This is a genomic window from Providencia sp. PROV252 (genome assembly GCF_033676005.1).
Classification (GTDB): domain Bacteria; phylum Pseudomonadota; class Gammaproteobacteria; order Enterobacterales; family Enterobacteriaceae; genus Providencia; species Providencia vermicola.
Genome location: NZ_CP096294.1, coordinates 2,730,251 through 2,748,778, shown reverse-complemented (window position 1 = coordinate 2,748,778; position 18,528 = coordinate 2,730,251). Strand labels below are relative to the sequence as shown.

The 18,528-nt window shown below is 42.6% G+C and carries 18 protein-coding genes; 13 read left to right on the top strand and 5 right to left on the bottom strand.

The genetic code is table 11. The annotated features are described in order from the left end of the window. Nucleotides 1-3: 3 nt before the first annotated feature. From hutH to M1F05_RS12650, 8 genes are all read left to right on the top strand, one after another. Nucleotides 4-1,536 (top strand): histidine ammonia-lyase, encoded by a 1,533-nt coding sequence (gene hutH, locus M1F05_RS12685; protein WP_206082401.1) that lies wholly within the window; start codon nt 4-6, stop codon nt 1,534-1,536. Nucleotides 1,537-1,626: 90 nt separating this feature from the next. Beyond that, the gene (locus tag M1F05_RS12680) at nt 1,627-3,018 is read left to right on the top strand and encodes an amino acid permease (RefSeq protein WP_206082400.1); all 1,392 of its coding nucleotides are present in this window, start codon (nt 1,627-1,629) and stop codon (nt 3,016-3,018) included. A gap of 212 nt (nt 3,019-3,230) precedes the next feature. Further along, nucleotides 3,231-4,163, top strand: coding sequence for a 50S ribosomal protein L3 N(5)-glutamine methyltransferase (gene prmB / locus M1F05_RS12675; RefSeq protein ID WP_206082399.1), 933 nt, complete (start codon nt 3,231-3,233; stop codon nt 4,161-4,163). Nucleotides 4,164-4,276: 113 nt separating this feature from the next. Next, nucleotides 4,277-5,365 (top strand): chorismate synthase, encoded by a 1,089-nt coding sequence (gene aroC / locus M1F05_RS12670; RefSeq protein WP_206082398.1) that lies wholly within the window; start codon nt 4,277-4,279, stop codon nt 5,363-5,365. Between the two features lie 172 nt (nt 5,366-5,537). Beyond that, a complete protein-coding gene (locus tag M1F05_RS12665; RefSeq protein ID WP_206082397.1) occupies nt 5,538-6,341 on the top strand; it encodes a TSUP family transporter in 804 nt (267 codons plus the stop codon). 17 nt (nt 6,342-6,358) lie between these two features. After that, complete coding sequence (locus M1F05_RS12660) at nt 6,359-6,907, top strand: elongation factor P hydroxylase (RefSeq protein ID WP_206082396.1); 549 nt, start codon at nt 6,359-6,361, stop codon at nt 6,905-6,907. Between the two features lie 27 nt (nt 6,908-6,934). Continuing rightward, nucleotides 6,935-7,207, top strand: coding sequence for a YfcL family protein (locus M1F05_RS12655; protein ID WP_047756281.1), 273 nt, complete (start codon nt 6,935-6,937; stop codon nt 7,205-7,207). Between the two features lie 72 nt (nt 7,208-7,279). Continuing rightward, nucleotides 7,280-7,795: a GNAT family N-acetyltransferase gene (locus M1F05_RS12650; RefSeq protein ID WP_206082395.1), complete on the top strand. Its 516-nt coding sequence runs from the start codon at nt 7,280-7,282 to the stop codon at nt 7,793-7,795. Nucleotides 7,796-7,831: 36 nt separating this feature from the next. Here the strand turns inward: M1F05_RS12650 and mnmC are convergent, their stop codons facing one another. Further along, complete coding sequence (gene mnmC / locus M1F05_RS12645) at nt 7,832-9,871, bottom strand: bifunctional tRNA (5-methylaminomethyl-2-thiouridine)(34)-methyltransferase MnmD/FAD-dependent 5-carboxymethylaminomethyl-2-thiouridine(34) oxidoreductase MnmC (RefSeq protein WP_206082394.1); 2,040 nt, start codon at nt 9,869-9,871, stop codon at nt 7,832-7,834. A 202-nt stretch (nt 9,872-10,073) separates the two neighbouring features. Here mnmC and fabB point away from each other — a divergent pair, with 202 nt between their 5' ends. Both fabB and M1F05_RS12635 read left to right on the top strand, forming a co-directional pair. Continuing rightward, nucleotides 10,074-11,288: a beta-ketoacyl-ACP synthase I gene (gene fabB / locus M1F05_RS12640; protein ID WP_206082393.1), complete on the top strand. Its 1,215-nt coding sequence runs from the start codon at nt 10,074-10,076 to the stop codon at nt 11,286-11,288. 161 nt (nt 11,289-11,449) lie between these two features. Continuing rightward, nucleotides 11,450-12,013, top strand: a complete 564-nt coding sequence (locus M1F05_RS12635) for a hypothetical protein (RefSeq protein ID WP_206082392.1) — start codon at nt 11,450-11,452, stop codon at nt 12,011-12,013. 44 nt (nt 12,014-12,057) lie between these two features. Here the strand turns inward: M1F05_RS12635 and M1F05_RS12630 are convergent, their stop codons facing one another. Further along, nucleotides 12,058-12,519 carry a hypothetical protein gene (locus M1F05_RS12630; RefSeq protein ID WP_206082391.1) on the bottom strand — a complete coding sequence of 154 codons (462 nt, stop codon included), beginning with the start codon at nt 12,517-12,519 and terminating at the stop codon, nt 12,058-12,060. Between the two features lie 185 nt (nt 12,520-12,704). Between M1F05_RS12630 and M1F05_RS12625 the strand changes: the two genes are divergently transcribed. Beyond that, on the top strand, nt 12,705-12,962 hold the full coding sequence (locus M1F05_RS12625; protein WP_206082390.1) for a hypothetical protein: 258 nt from the start codon (nt 12,705-12,707) through the stop codon (nt 12,960-12,962). A 68-nt stretch (nt 12,963-13,030) separates the two neighbouring features. On the opposite strand, the gene M1F05_RS12620 is transcribed toward M1F05_RS12625, so the two are convergent. Genes M1F05_RS12620 through M1F05_RS12610 form a run of 3 tightly spaced genes read right to left on the bottom strand, consistent with a single transcriptional unit; the run spans nt 13,031 to nt 15,968 of the window. Beyond that, entirely contained in the window at nt 13,031-14,539 is a 1,509-nt protein-coding gene (locus tag M1F05_RS12620; protein ID WP_206082389.1) for a tripartite tricarboxylate transporter permease, read from the bottom strand. A gap of 11 nt (nt 14,540-14,550) precedes the next feature. Further along, nucleotides 14,551-14,982, bottom strand: coding sequence for a tripartite tricarboxylate transporter TctB family protein (locus M1F05_RS12615; RefSeq protein ID WP_206082388.1), 432 nt, complete (start codon nt 14,980-14,982; stop codon nt 14,551-14,553). An 11-nt stretch (nt 14,983-14,993) separates the two neighbouring features. Next, nucleotides 14,994-15,968, bottom strand: a complete 975-nt coding sequence (locus M1F05_RS12610; protein ID WP_206082387.1) for a Bug family tripartite tricarboxylate transporter substrate binding protein — start codon at nt 15,966-15,968, stop codon at nt 14,994-14,996. A 312-nt stretch (nt 15,969-16,280) separates the two neighbouring features. Here M1F05_RS12610 and tctD point away from each other — a divergent pair, with 312 nt between their 5' ends. Both tctD and M1F05_RS12600 read left to right on the top strand, forming a co-directional pair. Then, complete coding sequence (gene tctD, locus M1F05_RS12605) at nt 16,281-16,949, top strand: transcriptional regulator TctD (RefSeq protein WP_206082386.1); 669 nt, start codon at nt 16,281-16,283, stop codon at nt 16,947-16,949. Beyond that, nucleotides 16,946-18,376, top strand: a complete 1,431-nt coding sequence (locus M1F05_RS12600) for a sensor histidine kinase (protein WP_206082385.1) — start codon at nt 16,946-16,948, stop codon at nt 18,374-18,376. Before tctD ends, M1F05_RS12600 begins: the two co-directional genes overlap by 4 nt. The last annotated feature ends 152 nt before the right edge of the window (nt 18,377-18,528 follow it).

Genomic DNA, 18,528 nt, shown 5'->3' with positions numbered 1-18,528 from the left:
TTAATGACTAAATTAACGATCCATCCAGGAAAAATGACACTCGATGAGTTACGTATTGTTTTCCAACAAACGGTGACGATTTCTCTTGATAAACGCGCACAAGCTGCAATTGAGAAAAGCGTTGCAACCGTCAATAAAATCATCGCGGAAGATAAAACTGCATATGGTATCAATACTGGGTTTGGTTTACTGGCAAACACCCGTATTGCCACGAAAGATTTGCAGTCGTTACAACGTTCTATTGTGATGTCCCATGCTGCAGGGGTTGGCGACCCACTTGATGATGAACTTGTTCGTTTAATTATGGTTTTAAAGATTAATAGCTTAGCGAGAGGGTTTTCGGGTATTCGTCTGGAAGTCATTAATGCACTGATAGCATTGGTCAACGCACAGGTTTATCCATTCATTCCTGCTAAAGGTTCCGTTGGCGCTTCTGGGGATTTAGCTCCTTTAGCTCATATGAGCTTGATTTTATTAGGAGAAGGTAAAGCACGCTTTGAAGGAAAATGGATTTCAGCAAAGAAAGCGCTGGAAAAAGCTGGACTGACCCCATTGAAATTAGAAGCAAAAGAAGGTTTAGCGCTATTAAATGGAACACAAACCTCAACGGCATTTGCACTTAAGGGGTTGTTTGAGGCGGAAAAATTACTACTTTCGGGTATTGTCTGTGGTGCATTAAGTGTTGAAGCTACATTAGGCTCTCGCAAGCCATTTGATTCTCGAGTGCAAGAGGTTCGAGGGCAAAAAGGGCAAATTGATGTGGCAGCATTGTTCCGTGAAATTTTATCGCCAACAAGTGAATTAGCTAAATCACACGAAAACTGCGTAAAAGTACAAGACCCATATTCACTACGCTGTCAACCGCAAGTGATGGGGGCGTGTTTAACGCAAATTCGTCAAGCGGCAGAAGTGATTCTCATTGAGTCGAATGCAGTGTCAGATAATCCACTGGTCTTTACAGATAACGGTGACATTATTTCTGGTGGGAACTTCCATGCAGAGCCTGTAGCAATGGCTTCGGATAATATTGCGCTTGCATTGGCTGAAATTGGTGCGCTGTCAGAACGCCGCATTGCGTTATTGATGGATACGCATATGTCCCAGTTACCACCATTCCTTGTTAATAATGGCGGTGTAAATTCAGGCTTTATGATTGCGCAGGTTACAGCTGCTGCGTTAGCCAGTGAGAATAAAGCGTTAGCTCATCCTTCTAGTGTTGATAGCTTACCAACCTCGGCAAATCAGGAAGACCATGTTTCGATGGCGCCTGCGGCGGGGCGTCGTTTATGGGAAATGGCGAAAAACGTTACGGGTATTCTAGCGATAGAGTGGTTATCCGCTTGTCAGGGAATGGATTTTAGAGAAGGATTAAAATCGAGTGAGGCCCTTGAAAAGGCACGTAAAATACTGCGTGATCAAGTGACTTACTATGATAAGGATCGCTATTTTGCCCCTGATATTGAAGCGGCAATTAACCTTATTAATCAACACAAGCTCTCAACACTGTTTACGGTAGGGACAGTCTTCCCTAAATAGCACATCAAGCAAATAAAAGGTGGCCGACAATGTATCGGCCGCCTGAAGTATTTATCTGCACGACTAATAAAATAATACGAAGGATAAATCATGCAAAGCACATCACAACTTGCGCGAGGGCTTTCTGCGCGCCACATCCGATTTATGGCTCTTGGTTCTGCGATTGGTACAGGGCTATTTTACGGTTCAGCAAAAGCGATTGAAACAGCAGGTCCGGCGGTCCTGCTGGCATATATTATCGGGGGAGCAGCAGTATTTATGGTCATGCGAGCACTCGGTGAAATGGCCGTTCATCGCCCACTTGCGGGGTCTTTTTCCCAGTATGCAAGTCACTATTTAGGTGCTAGGGCGGGTTTTTTTGCTGGCTGGACCTATGTATTTGAAATGCTAATTGTCTGCCTCGCAGATGTCACAGCGTTCGGCGTGTATATGAAACTGTGGTTTCCAGAAGTTGAACAATGGATTTGGGTTCTGAGCATTATATTTTTTATTGGGGCGATTAACTTATGCCACGTAAAAACGTTTGGAGAAATGGAATTTTGGCTTTCCATCATCAAAGTCGTGGCGATTATCGCGATGATTGTGGGCGGTGCAGCAATCATGTTGTTTGGCTTTGGTCAGGCAGCAGATCATGCGGTGGGTGTGTCGAACTTATTTATTCATGATGGGTTTATGCCAAATGGAATAGGGGGAGTGATTGCGTCATTTGCTGTGGTAATGTTTGCATTCGGGGGGATTGAGGTCATTGGTATTACAGCAAGTGAAGCGAAAAACCCTGAAACGACGATCCCAAGAGCTATAAATGCCGTACCAATTCGCATCTTACTCTTTTATGTCCTGACCTTATTTGTGTTGATGTGTATTTACCCGTGGAACCAAATTGGTCAACAAGGTAGCCCATTCGTCCAAATTTTTGATAGTTTAGGGATCCAGTCCGCAGCAAATATTTTGAATGTGGTGGTGATCACTGCTGCGATATCAGCGATCAATAGCGATATTTTTGGTGCAGGGCGCATGATGTATGGGATGGCGCATGAAGGGCAAGCCCCAAAAGCATTCACTAAGCTAACAAAAAATGGTGTGCCATGGATGACCGTACTTGTTATGGTGATTGTACTGCTAGTGGGCGTCGTCTTGAATTATGTCATTCCTGATGATGTGTTTGTCGTGATTGCATCCATTGCGACATTTGCCACCATTTGGGTGTGGCTGATGATTTTACTGTCACAATTTGCGATGCGCAAAAAAATGTCTCCTGAAGAAATTAGCAAATTGAAATTCCCTGTACCAATGTGGCCTGTCGCACCAATCCTCGCGATTGCTTTTATGGTATTTATTTTTGGCGTGCTTGGTTATTTCGAAAGCACACGAATTGCCTTATATGTCGGTATTGTTTGGTTGGCGTTATTAACTATCGCCTATGCGTTATGGGTTAAAAAGCCAGCAAAAGAAACTAAAGATCTCCTCCAAAGTGAAAATTAATCTCGCCATTTTTCTCTGATTGTTTTGGTATCTTCATTCATGCCCTTTAAGAACTTAAAGGGCATTTTTGCATCAAATCGCTATTTAAAGGAGTGGTTTGGTTACTTTGTTAATTATTTTATTGCATTAATCTGCTGATTTGTCTTTCACTTCGTGGCAAACTTTACTAATTCATATATTCCCTTTTAAAAATCACGTTGGAGAAAACCTTCTTGGAAAAGATCTTCGTTGATGAAGCCGTCGCAGAACTTCATACCATTCAGGATATTTTACGTTGGACAATGAGCCGCTTTAATGCCGCCAATGTATATTATGGCCACGGAACTGATAATCCGTGGGATGAGGCGCTGCAATTAGTGTTGCCAACGCTTTATTTACCTTTAGATCTGCCAGATGAACTTCTCACATCACGTTTAACGCCAACTGAGCGCCACCGTATTATTGAGCGTGTTTTGCGACGAATCAATGACCGAATCCCAGTAGCGTACCTAACAAATCGTTCATGGTTCTGTGGTCATGAATTTTATGTGGATGAGCGCGTGCTGATCCCTCGTTCACCAATTGGTGAGCTTATTAATAACCACTTTGTTGGGTTATTAGCAGATGAACCGCAAACGATTTTAGATTTGTGTACGGGCAGCGGCTGTATTGCCATTGCGTGTGCTTACGAATTTCCTGATGCAGAAGTGGACGCCGTTGATATTTCGAGTGATGTTCTCGCGGTTGCTGAGGAAAATATCGCTAATCATGGTTTAGAGCACCGTGTCGTCCCTATTCGTTCAGATTTATTCCGTGATATGCCTGAGGTGAAATATGACCTCATCGTCACGAATCCTCCGTACGTAGATGCAGAGGATATGGATGACTTACCTGAAGAATTCCGTGTTGAACCCGAATTGGCTCTTGCCGCAGGAAGCGATGGTTTGAAACTGGTTCGTCGAATTTTGGCGAATGCGCCGCGTTTCCTTACTGAAGAAGGCATTTTAGTCTGCGAAGTGGGTAATAGTATGGTGCATCTCATTGAACAATATCCTGAAATTCCATTTATTTGGTTAGATTTCGAATACGGTGGTGATGGCGTATTTATGTTAACGCGTGAGCAGCTAGTTGAGCATCATGCCCATTTTGATTTATACATTGATTAATCAATAGTTGCACGATGGGTTAGGATCGGGTAATCAATAAGAACAACATAACGACATCATAATTATTAACCACATTCTTGGTATTCAAGAACGGCTTAAAATAGGAAACTCCGATGGCTGGAAATTCAATTGGGCAACTGTTCCGTGTGACGACATTTGGTGAGTCACATGGCGTGGCATTAGGTTGCATCGTCGATGGCGTACCTCCGGGGTTAGCACTGACAGAAGCTGATTTACAAATCGATTTAGACCGTCGTCGCCCAGGCACATCACGCTATACAACAGCGCGCCGTGAACCCGATCAGGTCAAAATTCTTTCAGGTGTGTTTAATGGCATCACAACGGGGACAAGCATTGGTCTATTGATTGAAAATACAGACCAACGTTCGCAAGACTATGGTGCGATTAAAGATGTCTTTAGACCAGGGCATGCGGATTACACCTATGAGCAAAAATATGGCCAGCGTGATTATCGAGGTGGCGGGCGTTCATCTGCCCGTGAAACGGCAATGCGCGTGGCGGCAGGGGCAATTGCGAAAAAATATCTGCAAGAAAAATTAGGTATTCAGATTCGAGGGTGTTTAACCCAAATGGGGCCTGTTGAGTGCGAAATTAAAGATTGGTCAATCGTTGAAGAGAACCCATTCTTTTGCCCTGATCCGAATAAATTAGATGCCCTTGATGAGTTACTGCGTGGGTTGAAAAAAGAAGGTGACTCTATCGGTGCCAAAATCACCGTTGTTGCAGAGCACGTCCCCGCTGGATTGGGGGAACCTGTTTTTGACCGCTTAGATGCTGATATTGCTCACGCACTAATGAGCATTAATGCAGTTAAAGGCGTGGAAATTGGTGATGGCTTTGGTGTTATTGGGCTTAAAGGCAGTGAAAACCGAGATGAAATTACCCGCTCAGGTTTTGCATCTAACCATGCAGGGGGGATTTTAGGGGGAATTAGCAGCAGCCAACCCATAATAGCCCATATTGCCTTAAAACCGACATCGAGCATTACAGTTCCAGGTAAAACATTAAATCGTGATGGTGACGAAGTGGAGATGATCACGAAAGGTCGCCATGACCCTTGTGTAGGCATTCGCGCCGTGCCTATTGCAGAAGCGATGCTGGCGATTGTGCTAATGGATCATTACTTGCGTCACCGCGGCCAGTGTGCTGATGTAACTCCTGCTATGCAACCATTTGAATAATAGTAAAAAGTAGTTAATGTTATAGAAAGAGCGAAGCGGTTAGTCGCTCTTTTAATATGGAGGTTTGGATGATGCCTCCTTAAAAACACCTCATCTGGGTTGTGATATTGCAACGCAAGGTTGCGATAGATTACGTACCAACATCATGATATTTCTCATTTTGGATTGAAAAATGGATTGGCTGACCGCCGTTGCACCCGAAGTTTATGCTTTACTTTTCTTTGTTGCACTTTTCGCTGGATTTATCGATTCCATTGCGGGTGGGGGCGGTTTATTAACAATCCCAGCGCTATTATCTGTTGGGATCACCCCTGTTGAAGCGTTAGCAACCAATAAGCTCCAAGCGGTTGGTGGTTCCTTTTCTTCTACCTTATATTTTGTCAGGCGTAAAGCGATTGACCTACGTGAGCAAATCTTCCCCTTCATTATGACAATGATTGGTGCGATGCTCGGTGCGATTGTTATTCAAATGATTGATACTGCCTTCCTAAAGCAATTACTCCCAGTATTAGTTATCTGTGTTGGTCTCTATTTTTTATTAACTCCATCAATCGGTGTACAAGATAGACAGCAACGTGTCAGTATGCCATTTTTTGGCGTTGCAATCGGTATGACTCTAGGCTTCTATGATGGGGCTTTTGGGCCAGGTACGGGGTCATTTTTGGCATTAGGCTATGTGTTATTGCTCGGCTATAATCTGGCTAAAGCGACTGCCCATGCCAAATTACTTAATTTTGCTTCCAATTTTGGTTCTTTAGTGTTTTTTATTATCGGAGGTCATGTTCTTTGGGTGCTTGGTTTTGTTATGCTGGCGGGCCAAATGATCGGTGCACGGTTAGGTGCCCGTTTGGTATTAACTAAAGGACAAAAACTGATCAGGCCAATGATTGTGGTGATTTCGTTGTTAATGAGTATTAAGTTACTCCACGATAGCCATGGTGATGTCATTAAAGCTTGGTTCCTTTCATTATTTTAAGATGATTTAAATTATTCATGAGTAAATATAATTATCAGGATTTGATTGATATTTTTGATGGATGCTTTGGTGAAACCTATAACACCAAACTGGTAAAAGGGGACGATGAGCCTATTTATTTACCAGCTGATGAGGTCGTTCCTTATCATCAAATTGTGTTCGCTCATGGTTTTTTTACCAGCGGGCTACATGAGATTTCTCATTGGTGTATTGCAGGGGATGCAAGACGCCAACAAGTGGATTACGGCTATTGGTATTGTCCAGATGGGCGTGATGAAAAAACACAATGTGAGTTTGAAGTCGTTGAAATTAAACCTCAAGCCCTCGATTGGCTATTTTGTGTTGCAGTGGGGATCCCCTTTAATGTCAGTTGCGATAATTTAGAAGGGGATTTTGAACCCGATCGCATTGCATTTATGCGCAAAGTTCATGCACAAGTGATGATTTATTTGCAAAATGGCATTCCTGAGCGCCCATTACGCTTTATTAATGCGTTACAATCGTTTTACAATACGCCTCCACTTTGTGCAGAAGACTTCCCGTATCCGGAAGATATTTTTGCCTAATTGACTCACCTAAAGTAAGGATTAAGCATGCTTGCGGATTTAGAAACACGCATACTGACAAAAATTGATGATATGGTTGAACATGCTAGCGATGATGAACTATTCGCAGGCGGTTACCTGCGTGGTCACTTAACCCTTGCTGTGGCTGAGCTTGAAGAAGAAAACGAAACCAGCTCAGAAGCGCTGTATCAACGCGTAGAAGACAGCATTCAAACCGCCATTAAAGCAGGTGAGTTAACACCCCCTGACCAAATTTTGGTTCTAGGTATGTGGAAAAACTTATTAAATAACGCAATTTAATTTTCTGTGTTATGAATTGAAAGCGGGGATACCCGCTTTTTTGTTAGCTAAATTTTGTGATGAGTAGACATTATGGTGCATATTCGCTTAGCAACATCGGCAGATGCCAAATACCTCCCTGCTGTTGAAGCCTCCGCTGGTCAGGCATTTACGAGTATCGAAAAATATAAGTGGCTTGCTGAAGGAGATGGACAAACCGAGCAAGACCATCTTGATTGTATTGCCGAGCAATTAGAATGGGTGGCAGTGAATGATAGCGGTGAACCGATTGGTTTTATTAATGCTGAAAACCATCATGATAGCCTGCATATTTGTGAGGTTTCTGTCAGCCAGCAATGGCAAGGGCAGGGGCTAGGTAAGCAATTGATTAAACAGGTTCTGGATGCGGCTCGAGCTCGTAATATCATGGCTGTGACCTTGACCACTTGCCGTGATGTACCTTGGAATGCCCCTTATTACCAGCGATTAGGTTTTGAAATACTGAATGAAAGCGAGTTAACCGAAGTCCTGCGTGATATTTTGCAATATGAAATCAACGCAGGGTTCGCTGCAAAAGACCGTTGTGCAATGGTTATTAAACTGACCTAAATCAGGCTTCGTATTTCTGATGCTGCTAGTTGATTGTTAGTACGGTATTTTTACAGGGCGACCTAACCGCAATTTTCTCACCCAAAAGCGGTTAGGGTTCAATTCAGCCAAGGTTTCATCATCCAATGGTAAAGGCTGGCCAAAAATCTGCGAGGCAAGAATTTCTGCACACAATGGGGCGGTCGAGAGTCCCCTTGAGCCTAAGGCACCAAAGATATACAAGTTTTGGTAAACAGGGGCATCATCAATTGGCTGATTTTTGGCAATTCTTGTCTGCAAATCATGATAAGCCGCTAAATGTTGCTCATAATTTGGCACATTTCCCAAGAGTGGAAAATGGTCACGTATAACGCAACGAATACCTTGGCGCGATTGTTGGTGTGAAATATCAATCTCATGAGGCCATGAAGCATCTGGTAAGTTATCAATGAGCTTTTGGCGGTTAGCTTGCTGCTCTTCTTCGTTATAATCTAAATCAAGGTGATCCCGTTGATAGCTGGCACCTAAGCAATGTTGTTTTCCGGTATTGTCCACGGGGGTTAAATAACCTTCAAAACACAACACATTTTTAAGTTTTTGTAAGGTAGGGGTCGTTGGTATATGGCTGACTTGCCCCCGGACAGGGTTAATGGGTAAATTAACAGTTTGTGAATATTGGCGTAGTTTATGGCCATTAGCAATAATGACAGTAGAGTGTACACGTGTTAGCTCTTTTTTTTCAGAAGTGCTTATTTGTAATTTCCAGAGGTTATTGGCTTGCTCTAATGCCGTGACGTTATGATTAAAATAAAATTGAACGCCACTATTTTTCAAGTAGCAATATAGCCCTTCACAAAGTTCAGCAGGGCATAACCAGCCACCTGATGGATAATGAATACCATCGTAATTGACATCAACACCACAAATATCATTAAGCTGCTGATGGGTTTTACCCAGAGCAAAATCTTCAGGCCAATTGGTGCCTAACATACCTGCAATTTTACGGGCAACTTTTTCGTTATAGGCCAATTGAGTAACACCGCACCACTGACCATCAAAGGGAATTCCCATAGTTTCAAGCTGATGATAAAAGCGTTTGGCAAAGGGAAAAGCACTTACAAAAAAACGTTCGAGCGGGTCATTTACACCTGTGAGTAACGGGTAAATAGCCCCTTGGCGATTACCCGAAGCATTTTGGGCAACGTCAGTATCTTGGCAATACAATGTGACGTTGGCACCACGTCTCATGAGTGAGTACGCTGCTGTTAAGCTGGCAAGCCCCCCGCCAATAATAGCAACATCATTTGGGTTATCTGCGGGGTATCTTTTGCTCCAAGGTGCTGTGTGTTGGTGATTGTTTTCGGCTAATACCCCAGTTAGCATTTCTCGTTTTTGCCCAAATCCTTTGACTTTTTTCAGTGTAAACCCAGCTTGTTGTAACCCTCGCTTAACAAAACCTGCTACGGTAAATGTGGCAAATGTCGCGTCTTTTCGTGCCAGTTTTGCCATTGTAGCGAACAAGTGTTCGCTCCACATTTGAGGGTTTTTAGATGGTGCAAATCCATCAAGAAACCAAGCGTCTATCTTATTGTTTAAATTGTCTTTAAGAAGAGATATTTGCTCATTAACATCACCAAACCACAAATCTAATGTGATATTGCCATTATCCAAAATGATTCTTTGATTACCCGCTAATGCAGGTGGCCAGTTTTCACATAATGCTGCTGATAATGCTGAAAGCTCAGGCCAACAGCGATGTGCGGCAATTAAGTCTGTTTTTGTCAGGGGGAATTGCTCAAAGCTAATGAAATGCAGTCGCTTGAGAGTGGATTGTGGATTTTGCGCTTTGAACTGTATAAAAGACTGCCATAAAACGAGAAAATTCAAACCAGTACCAAATCCTGTCTCTGCAATTACACAGGTTTCATCAGAATGTGTCTTGAAACGCCCAGGAAAATGATTTCCTTGTAAAAAAACATGACGGGACTCTTCTAACCCATTTTGGTTAGAGAAATAGATATCTGCAAATTGCTCAGACATGGGAGTGCCTTCATCATTCCAGCTAAGGCGTGCGGTTTGTACTGTGCTCTTTTTCACAATAAAGCCTATGATCACTAAATAATGACTAAATTTTAACGCTGATAGCGATGTAAGGCTACCGTCATAAAAAAGTGTTATTACTGCATTAGAGAAAAAAATACAAAAATTTACCCTGATCGGACTTGTTCAGCGTACAAGTGTAAGCTAAAGTGACACCCTGTAATCCCGCAATCATATAATTATAGACATGAGGTAACGAATGAAGCGTGCAGTCATCACTGGTCTAGGTATTGTTTCCAGCCTTGGTAATAACCAGGAAGAAGTACTAGCTTCTCTGAAGGAAGGTCGTTCCGGGATCACTTTCTCAGAAGAATTCAAAGAGGCAGGGCTACGTAGCCATGTCTGGGGTAATGTCAAAAATTTAGATCCTAAAGACCTGATTGACCGTAAAATGTATCGTTTTATGAGTGATTGCTCCGCGTATGCTTACTTGTCTATGGAGCAGGCGATTGCGGATTCAGGTTTAACTGAAGAACAAGTTTCGAATTTACGCACAGGTATTGTTGTCGGCTCAGGTGGTGGTTCTCCACGTAACCAAGTTGCAGGTTCCGACGGTATGCGTGCTAAAGGTTTACGTGGCGTGGGTCCCTATATGGTAACCCGTGCAATGGCATCGGGTATTTCTGCTTGCTTAGCAACACCGTTTAAAATTAAGGGTGTAAACTATTCAATCAGCTCTGCTTGTTCTACATCTGCGCACTGTATCGGCCATGCGGTTGAATTAATTCAATTGGGCAAACAGGATGTTATTTTTGCAGGTGGTGGCGAAGAGCTGAGTTGGGAAATGACCTGTGAGTTCGACGCAATGGGTGCATTGTCTACCAAGTACAATGAAACCCCAGATAAAGCATCAAGAACTTATGACAAAGACCGTGATGGTTTTGTTATCGCAGGTGGCGGTGGTATTGTTGTTGTTGAAGAGTTAGAGCACGCATTAGCGCGTGGTGCGCATATTTACGCTGAAATCGTGGGCTATGGTGCAACATCTGACGGTGCTGATATGGTTGCTCCATCGGGTGAAGGCGCAGTCCGTTGTATGCAAATGGCAATGCAAGGCATTGATAAAATTGATTATATCAATACTCACGGGACTTCAACACCAGTCGGTGATACCAAAGAATTAGAAGCTATCCAAGAAGTGTTTGGCGATCACTCTCCTGCTATATCTGCAACGAAAGCCATGAGCGGTCACTCATTGGGTGCTGCAGGTGTACACGAAGCAATTTATAGCTTGTTAATGTTAGAGCACGGCTTTATTGCGCCAAGTATTAACGTTGAAAACTTAGATGATAAAGCGGCGGGTTTGAACATCGTCACTAAACCAACGGAACAAGCGTTGAATACTGTGATGTCAAACAGCTTCGGCTTTGGTGGTACTAACGCCACATTAGTGATGAGCAAATATAAAGCGTAATTTATATCATTCATATAAGTGAATTATTGATAAGCGAGGTCTTTGGATCTCGCTTTTTTATTTTATAAAACAATATATTGTCTCCTCTTTTTTTGAAAGACGCTCTTTGTCGGGTGAGCTATAAATACCGCTCACTTTAATTATCAAGACAAGGATTGTAGATGAGCTTTTCTTTAACTGGCCATCAAATACACAACGGAATACGCAATAATAGGGCTGAAATTGCGTCAGGTTTGGTCATGCTTCCTGTGTATGCAGGCTTAATCACTGTTGGGATCGCTGCGGCTTTAATGGGCGTTAATACGGAATTATCAGGTTGTGGTCACTGTTTTCCTTTATTAGAAACAAAAAATAAGTGCGCAACCTCTGCAAAAGTGATTAAAGCGATTGAGCAACCAACAGAAGGTAATGTTTTAAAGGCATTTAATTCACAAATGAAAAAGGTTCATAATTTAGACGTGAATGATAGCCGTAAAGCAAAATATGAACAAAGGTTGTCAGCTATCTATTCGTCTTATATAAATAAGTTATACTCAGAAACTAAAAAGATTGAATTACCTATTATATTTTCTATTAAACCAGAAAGTCACACATCAGTGGTTCATGTCGATAATAGTATAAGCAATGACATCAAAGACATCATTAAAAGAAAAATGAAAGAAGATGAATCACATTTCAATAATATTATCTCAGCTAATAGAATCGAATTAAGGTTTGATTTTTAGAGTAAACAAAATCAATGGCAGTTCATTTTCTGCCATTGATTGGATTAATCACCGCCACCGCCATCTCCTCCACCTGAATCTGATGAAGAACAGTCTGAACTTGAGCTATCAGTGGAACAAAAATGGCTATTTGAACGAGGGTTATCATCACTGGATGAGCTGCCATAATAGGGAGGAACATAACTTGAGTTTGAATGGCTGGAGTTGGTTTGTTTAGGTGTGTCTTTCATATTCTTACGTACTTCAAAAATTTGGCTCTTCCCTTTTGCCCAGCCAATAGTCACTGAACTGGTATTTTTTCTCACGCTGACATGCAGCATTTTCCCGCAATAAATAAACATTTTTCCAAATGATTTTATTTGAATATAACCACTGTCTTTTTCAGTGATGATAACGGGGTTTTGGCTGTGGATCACGTAAGTTTCATCGTACACCTCAACAGTGCGAATATGCGCTAACGGTTTGGGCTTGATATTAAATAGAACAAAAAATAATCTATCAAACATAAGGCTTATTACTTTAATGAATGGGGTTTATAAGCTAATTGATACCTGTTATTTCGCCAATCGTCTTTATCTGATTAAACATTTACATCTAACGATTCGAATAATAAAACCTCACTTTATGACATTATTATTATTGAGTGAATGCGATAATACTCACGTAAATAAAGTTAACCAAAGGGGCTAATATGGATTTCACACGATGCAAAATTTGGAAAAATGACTTAAAAATTTTAGGTAGTGCTTTAATAAACAGCATTAAAAGCCTATTCGCAGTTAAAATTAAATGTGTATCTAACAATAATAAGCCGTTTCCGCTGTTTATTAAACACCCTAAAACACCACTGCCCATGCCAATTCCAGAGTCAAAGTATGTATATTACGGCGAAAGCGCACACAATAATAATGTGAAATTGCTGAGTTACATAGAGCTTCCTGTTTATTGATAAGCAAAAAAATGCCCCGAAAGCAATCTGGGGCAAAGTTTTACAGAGAAGGTACTCGCAGGGGCGAGCTAAGAGAGAGCGTGTTGCTGTTTACGTTTACGAATGCGCTTAATAATTGGTGGCAGTACCAGTACTAACACCGCAAGGATTAATAAGCTTTGTGAAATGGTACTGCTCCAGAGAATATCGAAATTACCATTGCTGATAGATAACGAACGGCGCAGGTTTTGCTCCAACATTTCACCGAGTACAAAGCCTAAAATCAGCGGGGAAAGGGGGAAGTTCATTTTCCGCAAAATAAAACCAAATACCCCAAGCCCCATCATCAACAGTAAGTCAAATGTGGTGCTGTGAACTGCATAAACCCCTACCGCAGAAACACAAGCGATGGCAGGAACTAAAAACCACAGGGGCACAGTCAACATACGGGTGAATAAGCCAATTAACGGGATATTCATAATTAGCAACACCACGTTGGCAATCAGTAGGGCGGCAATCAACCCCCAGACGATGTCAGGTTGTTCAGTGAACATACCAGGTCCAGGTGTGATGTTATACAGGGTTAATGCGCCCATCATGACGGCGGTTGTCCCTGAACCTGGCACCCCAAGGGTTAACATCGGAATGAACGAACCACACGCAGAAGCGTTATTGGCTGCCTCTGGTGCGGCAACACCTCGTACATCACCATTACCAAAGTCACCTTTTTCACCACTGATTTTTTTCTCAGTCATGTAAGTGATGGCACTGGCAATCGTGGCACCAGCGCCAGGTAATACCCCAACGAAGAAACCAATAAATGACGAGCGCAGGGCAGGGCCAGCACAGGCTTTGGCTTCTTTACGGTTAAACAACATTCGGCCTGTTTTACGAATTAGGCCTTGCCCAGTCGCCGTGCTTTCTAACATCAATAGAATTTCACTGACAGAAAACAAACCAATCACGACAACGATAAATTGCACGCCATCCGATAAATGCACGCTATCAAATGTAAAACGGTATTCCCCAGAGTTGGCATCTACCCCAACAGTGGCAAGAGACAAACCAATTAGCGCAGCGAGTAGCGATTTAATTGGGTTTTGGCTCATCATGCTACCTAGGCAGGCGATGGCAAATACCATCAATGCAAAGTATTCGGCTGGCCCAAAGGCGAGTGACCACTGGGCAAGTAGTGGGGCGAACAAAATGATACCGACGATGGCAATGGTTGAACCAATAAAGGAACTGACTGCGGAAATGGACAGTGCCACGCCACCTCGACCTTGTTTTGCCATCGGGTAACCATCTAACGTGGTCATTATCGCGGCGGCATCACCAGGTACATTCAGTAAAATAGAGGAGATTCGTCCGCCATATTCACAACCTAAATAAACGGTGGCGAGCAAGATCAGTGCAGACTCGGCAGGGAGCTTCAAGGCAAAGGCCAGTGGCAGCAAAATCGCCACGCCATTAATGGGGCCTAAACCAGGTAACATACCCACTACGGTACCAATAAAACAGCCTATCAAGGCAATCAAGATATTTTGAGGAACAAGGGCAACCTCAAAACCTTGTGATAGATACATCCAAGTTTCCATGTTGTCGCTCCTTAACTCAGTAGGCTGCCAATGGGCAGAGTCACATCCAACAGCTTATCAAAGGCATAGAAGAGGAAAATGCCAAGAATAGGCCCCGAAATCACCGCAGCGATGGGGGTTGCGCCAAATAACAGCGCGACACTGATGGTCAATAAACTGGTGGCGATTGGAAAACCAAGCCACTCAAACGCCCATGCATAAATCACTAAGGATAAAATTAATAGAGCAAGGCGGCGCAGTACATAAGGTTTTGGCCACTCAACGGCTTCTTGCTTACCAAACAGTAAGGCAAGCGCACAAATCGCCATTAAGGAGAGTATGGCAACCGGAAATGGGCGGGGGCCCAATGGTTCATAAGAGAACTCACTTTGGATCCCCCAGCCAATATAAATTCCGATGACACACAATATCAGCCAGACTAGAGCAAATATGCGTTGGCTCATCGTCGGCTCCGTTATTTGGCTAAACCAAATGCACGGGCTTGCTCACGATATTGCTCGATTTCTTTTTTCACATAGCTATCGAGTTCTTGCCCTGTTAAGTTGTATTCAAATAACCCGCGCAGTTCGCGTTGCTTTTTGAATTCGTCGGTTTGTTGGAGTTTTTGGAATGCTTCAACCCATTGGTTGTAATCTGCATCGGAAACTTTTGGCCCCATATAAAACCCGCGAATAATCGGCCAAACAATGTCATACCCTTGTTCTTTTGCAGTTGGAATATCCGCTAAACCGTCACCAAGACGTTTGTCTGCATACACGGCAAGAATGCGGATTTTGCCTTCATTGATATACGGGGTCATTTCGCTGATATCCCCCGATAACACTTGAATATGGTTACCTAATAATGCGGTTAAAGTTTCCCCGCCGCCTTCAAAGGCGACATAGCGCATTTTTCGCGGATCAATATCAATGGCTTTAGCGAGTAACGCGGTCTTCATCCAGTCTTGGCTTCCAATGGAGCCGCCTGCACCAAAGACAATGCTATTGGGGTCTTTTTTAAAGGTATCCATTAAATCCTTGAGGGATTTATACGGGGAGTCAGCACGCACGGCTATCATGCCGTAATCGCTGCCCACACTGGCAAGCCAACGAACATCATTTTCGTTATAGCGACCAAATTTACCTTGAGCGAGATTGAGTAGCGAACCGCCAGAAAAAGCGACAATCGTACCTGGTTCAGCAGGGCGCTGTGCCACGATGGCATTGTAGGCAACCGCACCAATTCCGCCAGGCATGTAGGTCACTCGCATCGGTTTTTCAATTTCTTTGGTTTCCAACATGGAAACTTGGACGAGCTTACAAGTTAAATCAAACCCACCCCCCGGTTTGGCAGGGGCGATACATTCAGTCCGCTCAGGGAGCGCGGCTGCTGAGTTCATACCAACTAAAAATATTGCTGTTGCTAAGGTGTTTAATGTGAACTTTTTCATTCTTTATTTCCTTACTAAGCCAATAATTAGAGGAACAACTTGTAGATTTCTTATTGTGTTTGCGAGCTCATGATTGGCCGAGGAAGCTTTCATTTACCTTTCATTAACAAATAATATTATTTTTATGTGATATATATCAGATTGTTTTATATTTTTGCTTCTTTGTTATGTTAATTTAATGTTAATTTAACACCGTTAACGTACTTGCAACGTCATAGTTGTGATGAATACAGTAAAAATGATGACAACTGCTTTTCATTCATGATGGGTAATGCCAACGTATACCAATAAGTAATAATAATGAGTGTGCGTATGAGAATTTTATTGGTTGAAGATCATGATGAATTGTCGTTGTGGTTACAAAAGGCTTTAACATCCTCTGGTTTTGCCGTGGATGTTGCGCCTGATGGTGCGATTGCGGATCAGCTGTTACAGACAGAAAATTATACTTTAGTTGTTCTGGATGTATCACTTCCACGAATGAGTGGGCTTGAAGTTTTGGCGCAAATGCGCAAACGTCACCAAGAAACGCCAGTTTTACTGTTAACGGCAAACTCTGACGTGGCAGATCGCGTGCAGGGATTGAATGCAGGGGCGGATGATTACCTCACCAAACCGTTTGATATCGCAGAGCTAGAAGCGCGAATTCGTGCACTTTTAAGGCGCAGCCAAGGGCAGGTTAATGAACCTCAGCGTTTTGGCTCTCTGTGTTACCATGAGGAAGGTTATTTTTTATTGCGCCAAGAGCCATTAGGGCTTACGCCAAGGGAATATGCGGTGTTAAACACTTTATTCCATCGACGAGGGCGTCCTGTTTCAAAAACACAACTATTTGAGCAGGTTTTTTCGTTGTCAGATGAAGCCAATTTACAAAGTATTGAATTATATGTGCACCGCGTGAGAAAAAAATTAGCGGGTTCAGATGTTAATATCAATACGTTACGCGGATTGGGATACCGACTAGAGCAGTGTAGTGTATGAAATTAGTCTCTCATCCACGCTCTCTCTTTCATCAGTTGCTGCTCTTTTTCGGTATCCCGCTCATTTTATTGGGTAGTTTTTCAGTGTATACCCACTATTATAGTGCGAAATATGCCGCGAATTTGGCCTACGATCGCACGCTTTTGGCTTCTGCAAGAACGGTTGCGGAAAGGTTACAAGTCATTGATAATCATCTATCAGTGAGTGTACCTTATGTTGTTCTCGACAGTTTTGAATTGAACAATAACGACAGAATTTTTTACCAAGTGATTTCCCCCAATGGTGAAACTATTTCGGGTTATGATGACCTACCTCCCATTCCCCCTTATTGGATGCGTTCTCAGCATTATACTGCATTGGTTTATTTCTATGATGCTGAATATAGAGGTTTACCTATTCGGATTGCGACATTTTTTCAGCCTATTAATGAAGGTGGGATCACGGGAATGGTGGAAATTCGCGTGGCAGAAACGGTCTATTCACGGCAAGATTTAGCTAATCAATTATTAATATCGGCATTAATGAGCCAAGGAACAGTGGTGTTTTTAACTCTGTTACTTGCCTATATCTTATTAAGTAAGCTTTTGACACCCCTAAAGAAACTATCGAATTTGATGTTAGGGCGTTCAGCAAATGATTTGACGCCATTACCTGATTTATTGCCATGGTCTGATTTATCACCATTAATTGAGGCGCTCAACCGTTATATTTCACGGTTAAAACGCATGGTTAGGCGGCAAGAACGCTTTAGTGCAGATGCTTCCCATCAATTAAAAACCCCACTGACGGTGTTAAAAACGCAAGTGTCTGTTGCCATTAATAGCGGTGATGAAAGTCAACGCCAGCAAAGTTTACAAGCGATTAATCAAACATTGGATAGCACCATTGTGCTGACAGACAGACTTTTGCAATTGTCCCGCTTAAAAGCACATGAAAAATCGGCGGTTAGCCAATACAGGGCGATTAACTTAGTGGAGATTGTTCATCAGGCGTGTTTTACCCGACTCGGGCAAGCGGAAAGTCAGCGAATTGACTTAGGCTATGAAGGTCTTGATAGCGCTTGGATTAAAGGCGAACCTATTTTGCTAGCCGAGATGTGCGCCAATTTAATTGATAATGCCATTAAATATACCCCTGAAGGCGGTGTGGTGACGGTGCGTGTAGTGAATAATGAAAGTACTCAGCAGCTTGTTTTAGAAATTGAGGATTCAGGTCCTGGTATCCCCGATGCGAAAATTAGCCGTTCTATGGAGGCGTTCACACGATTGAATAATGCATTGGGTAAAGAGGGCGCTGGGCTTGGTTTGGCGTTAGTAAAAGATATTGCCAGTTACCACGATTCGGAACCGCAATTACTCAAAAGTGAATTATTGGGTGGGTTGCTTGTGCGTATTGCTTTTACAGCGAGTTATGCGCCAACTCGTTAAAAAATGAGGGCGCTATTGATTGAGCGCCCTTGATGTTGTTGACAAAGCAGGATAAAAACGTGGTTTTTCCTGCTTTGTGTTATTAGCCGAAAATCAATAAATTGATTTTCCTAGTTTATTTTTAAAACATCTCCAACCTACAGCCAAACCTA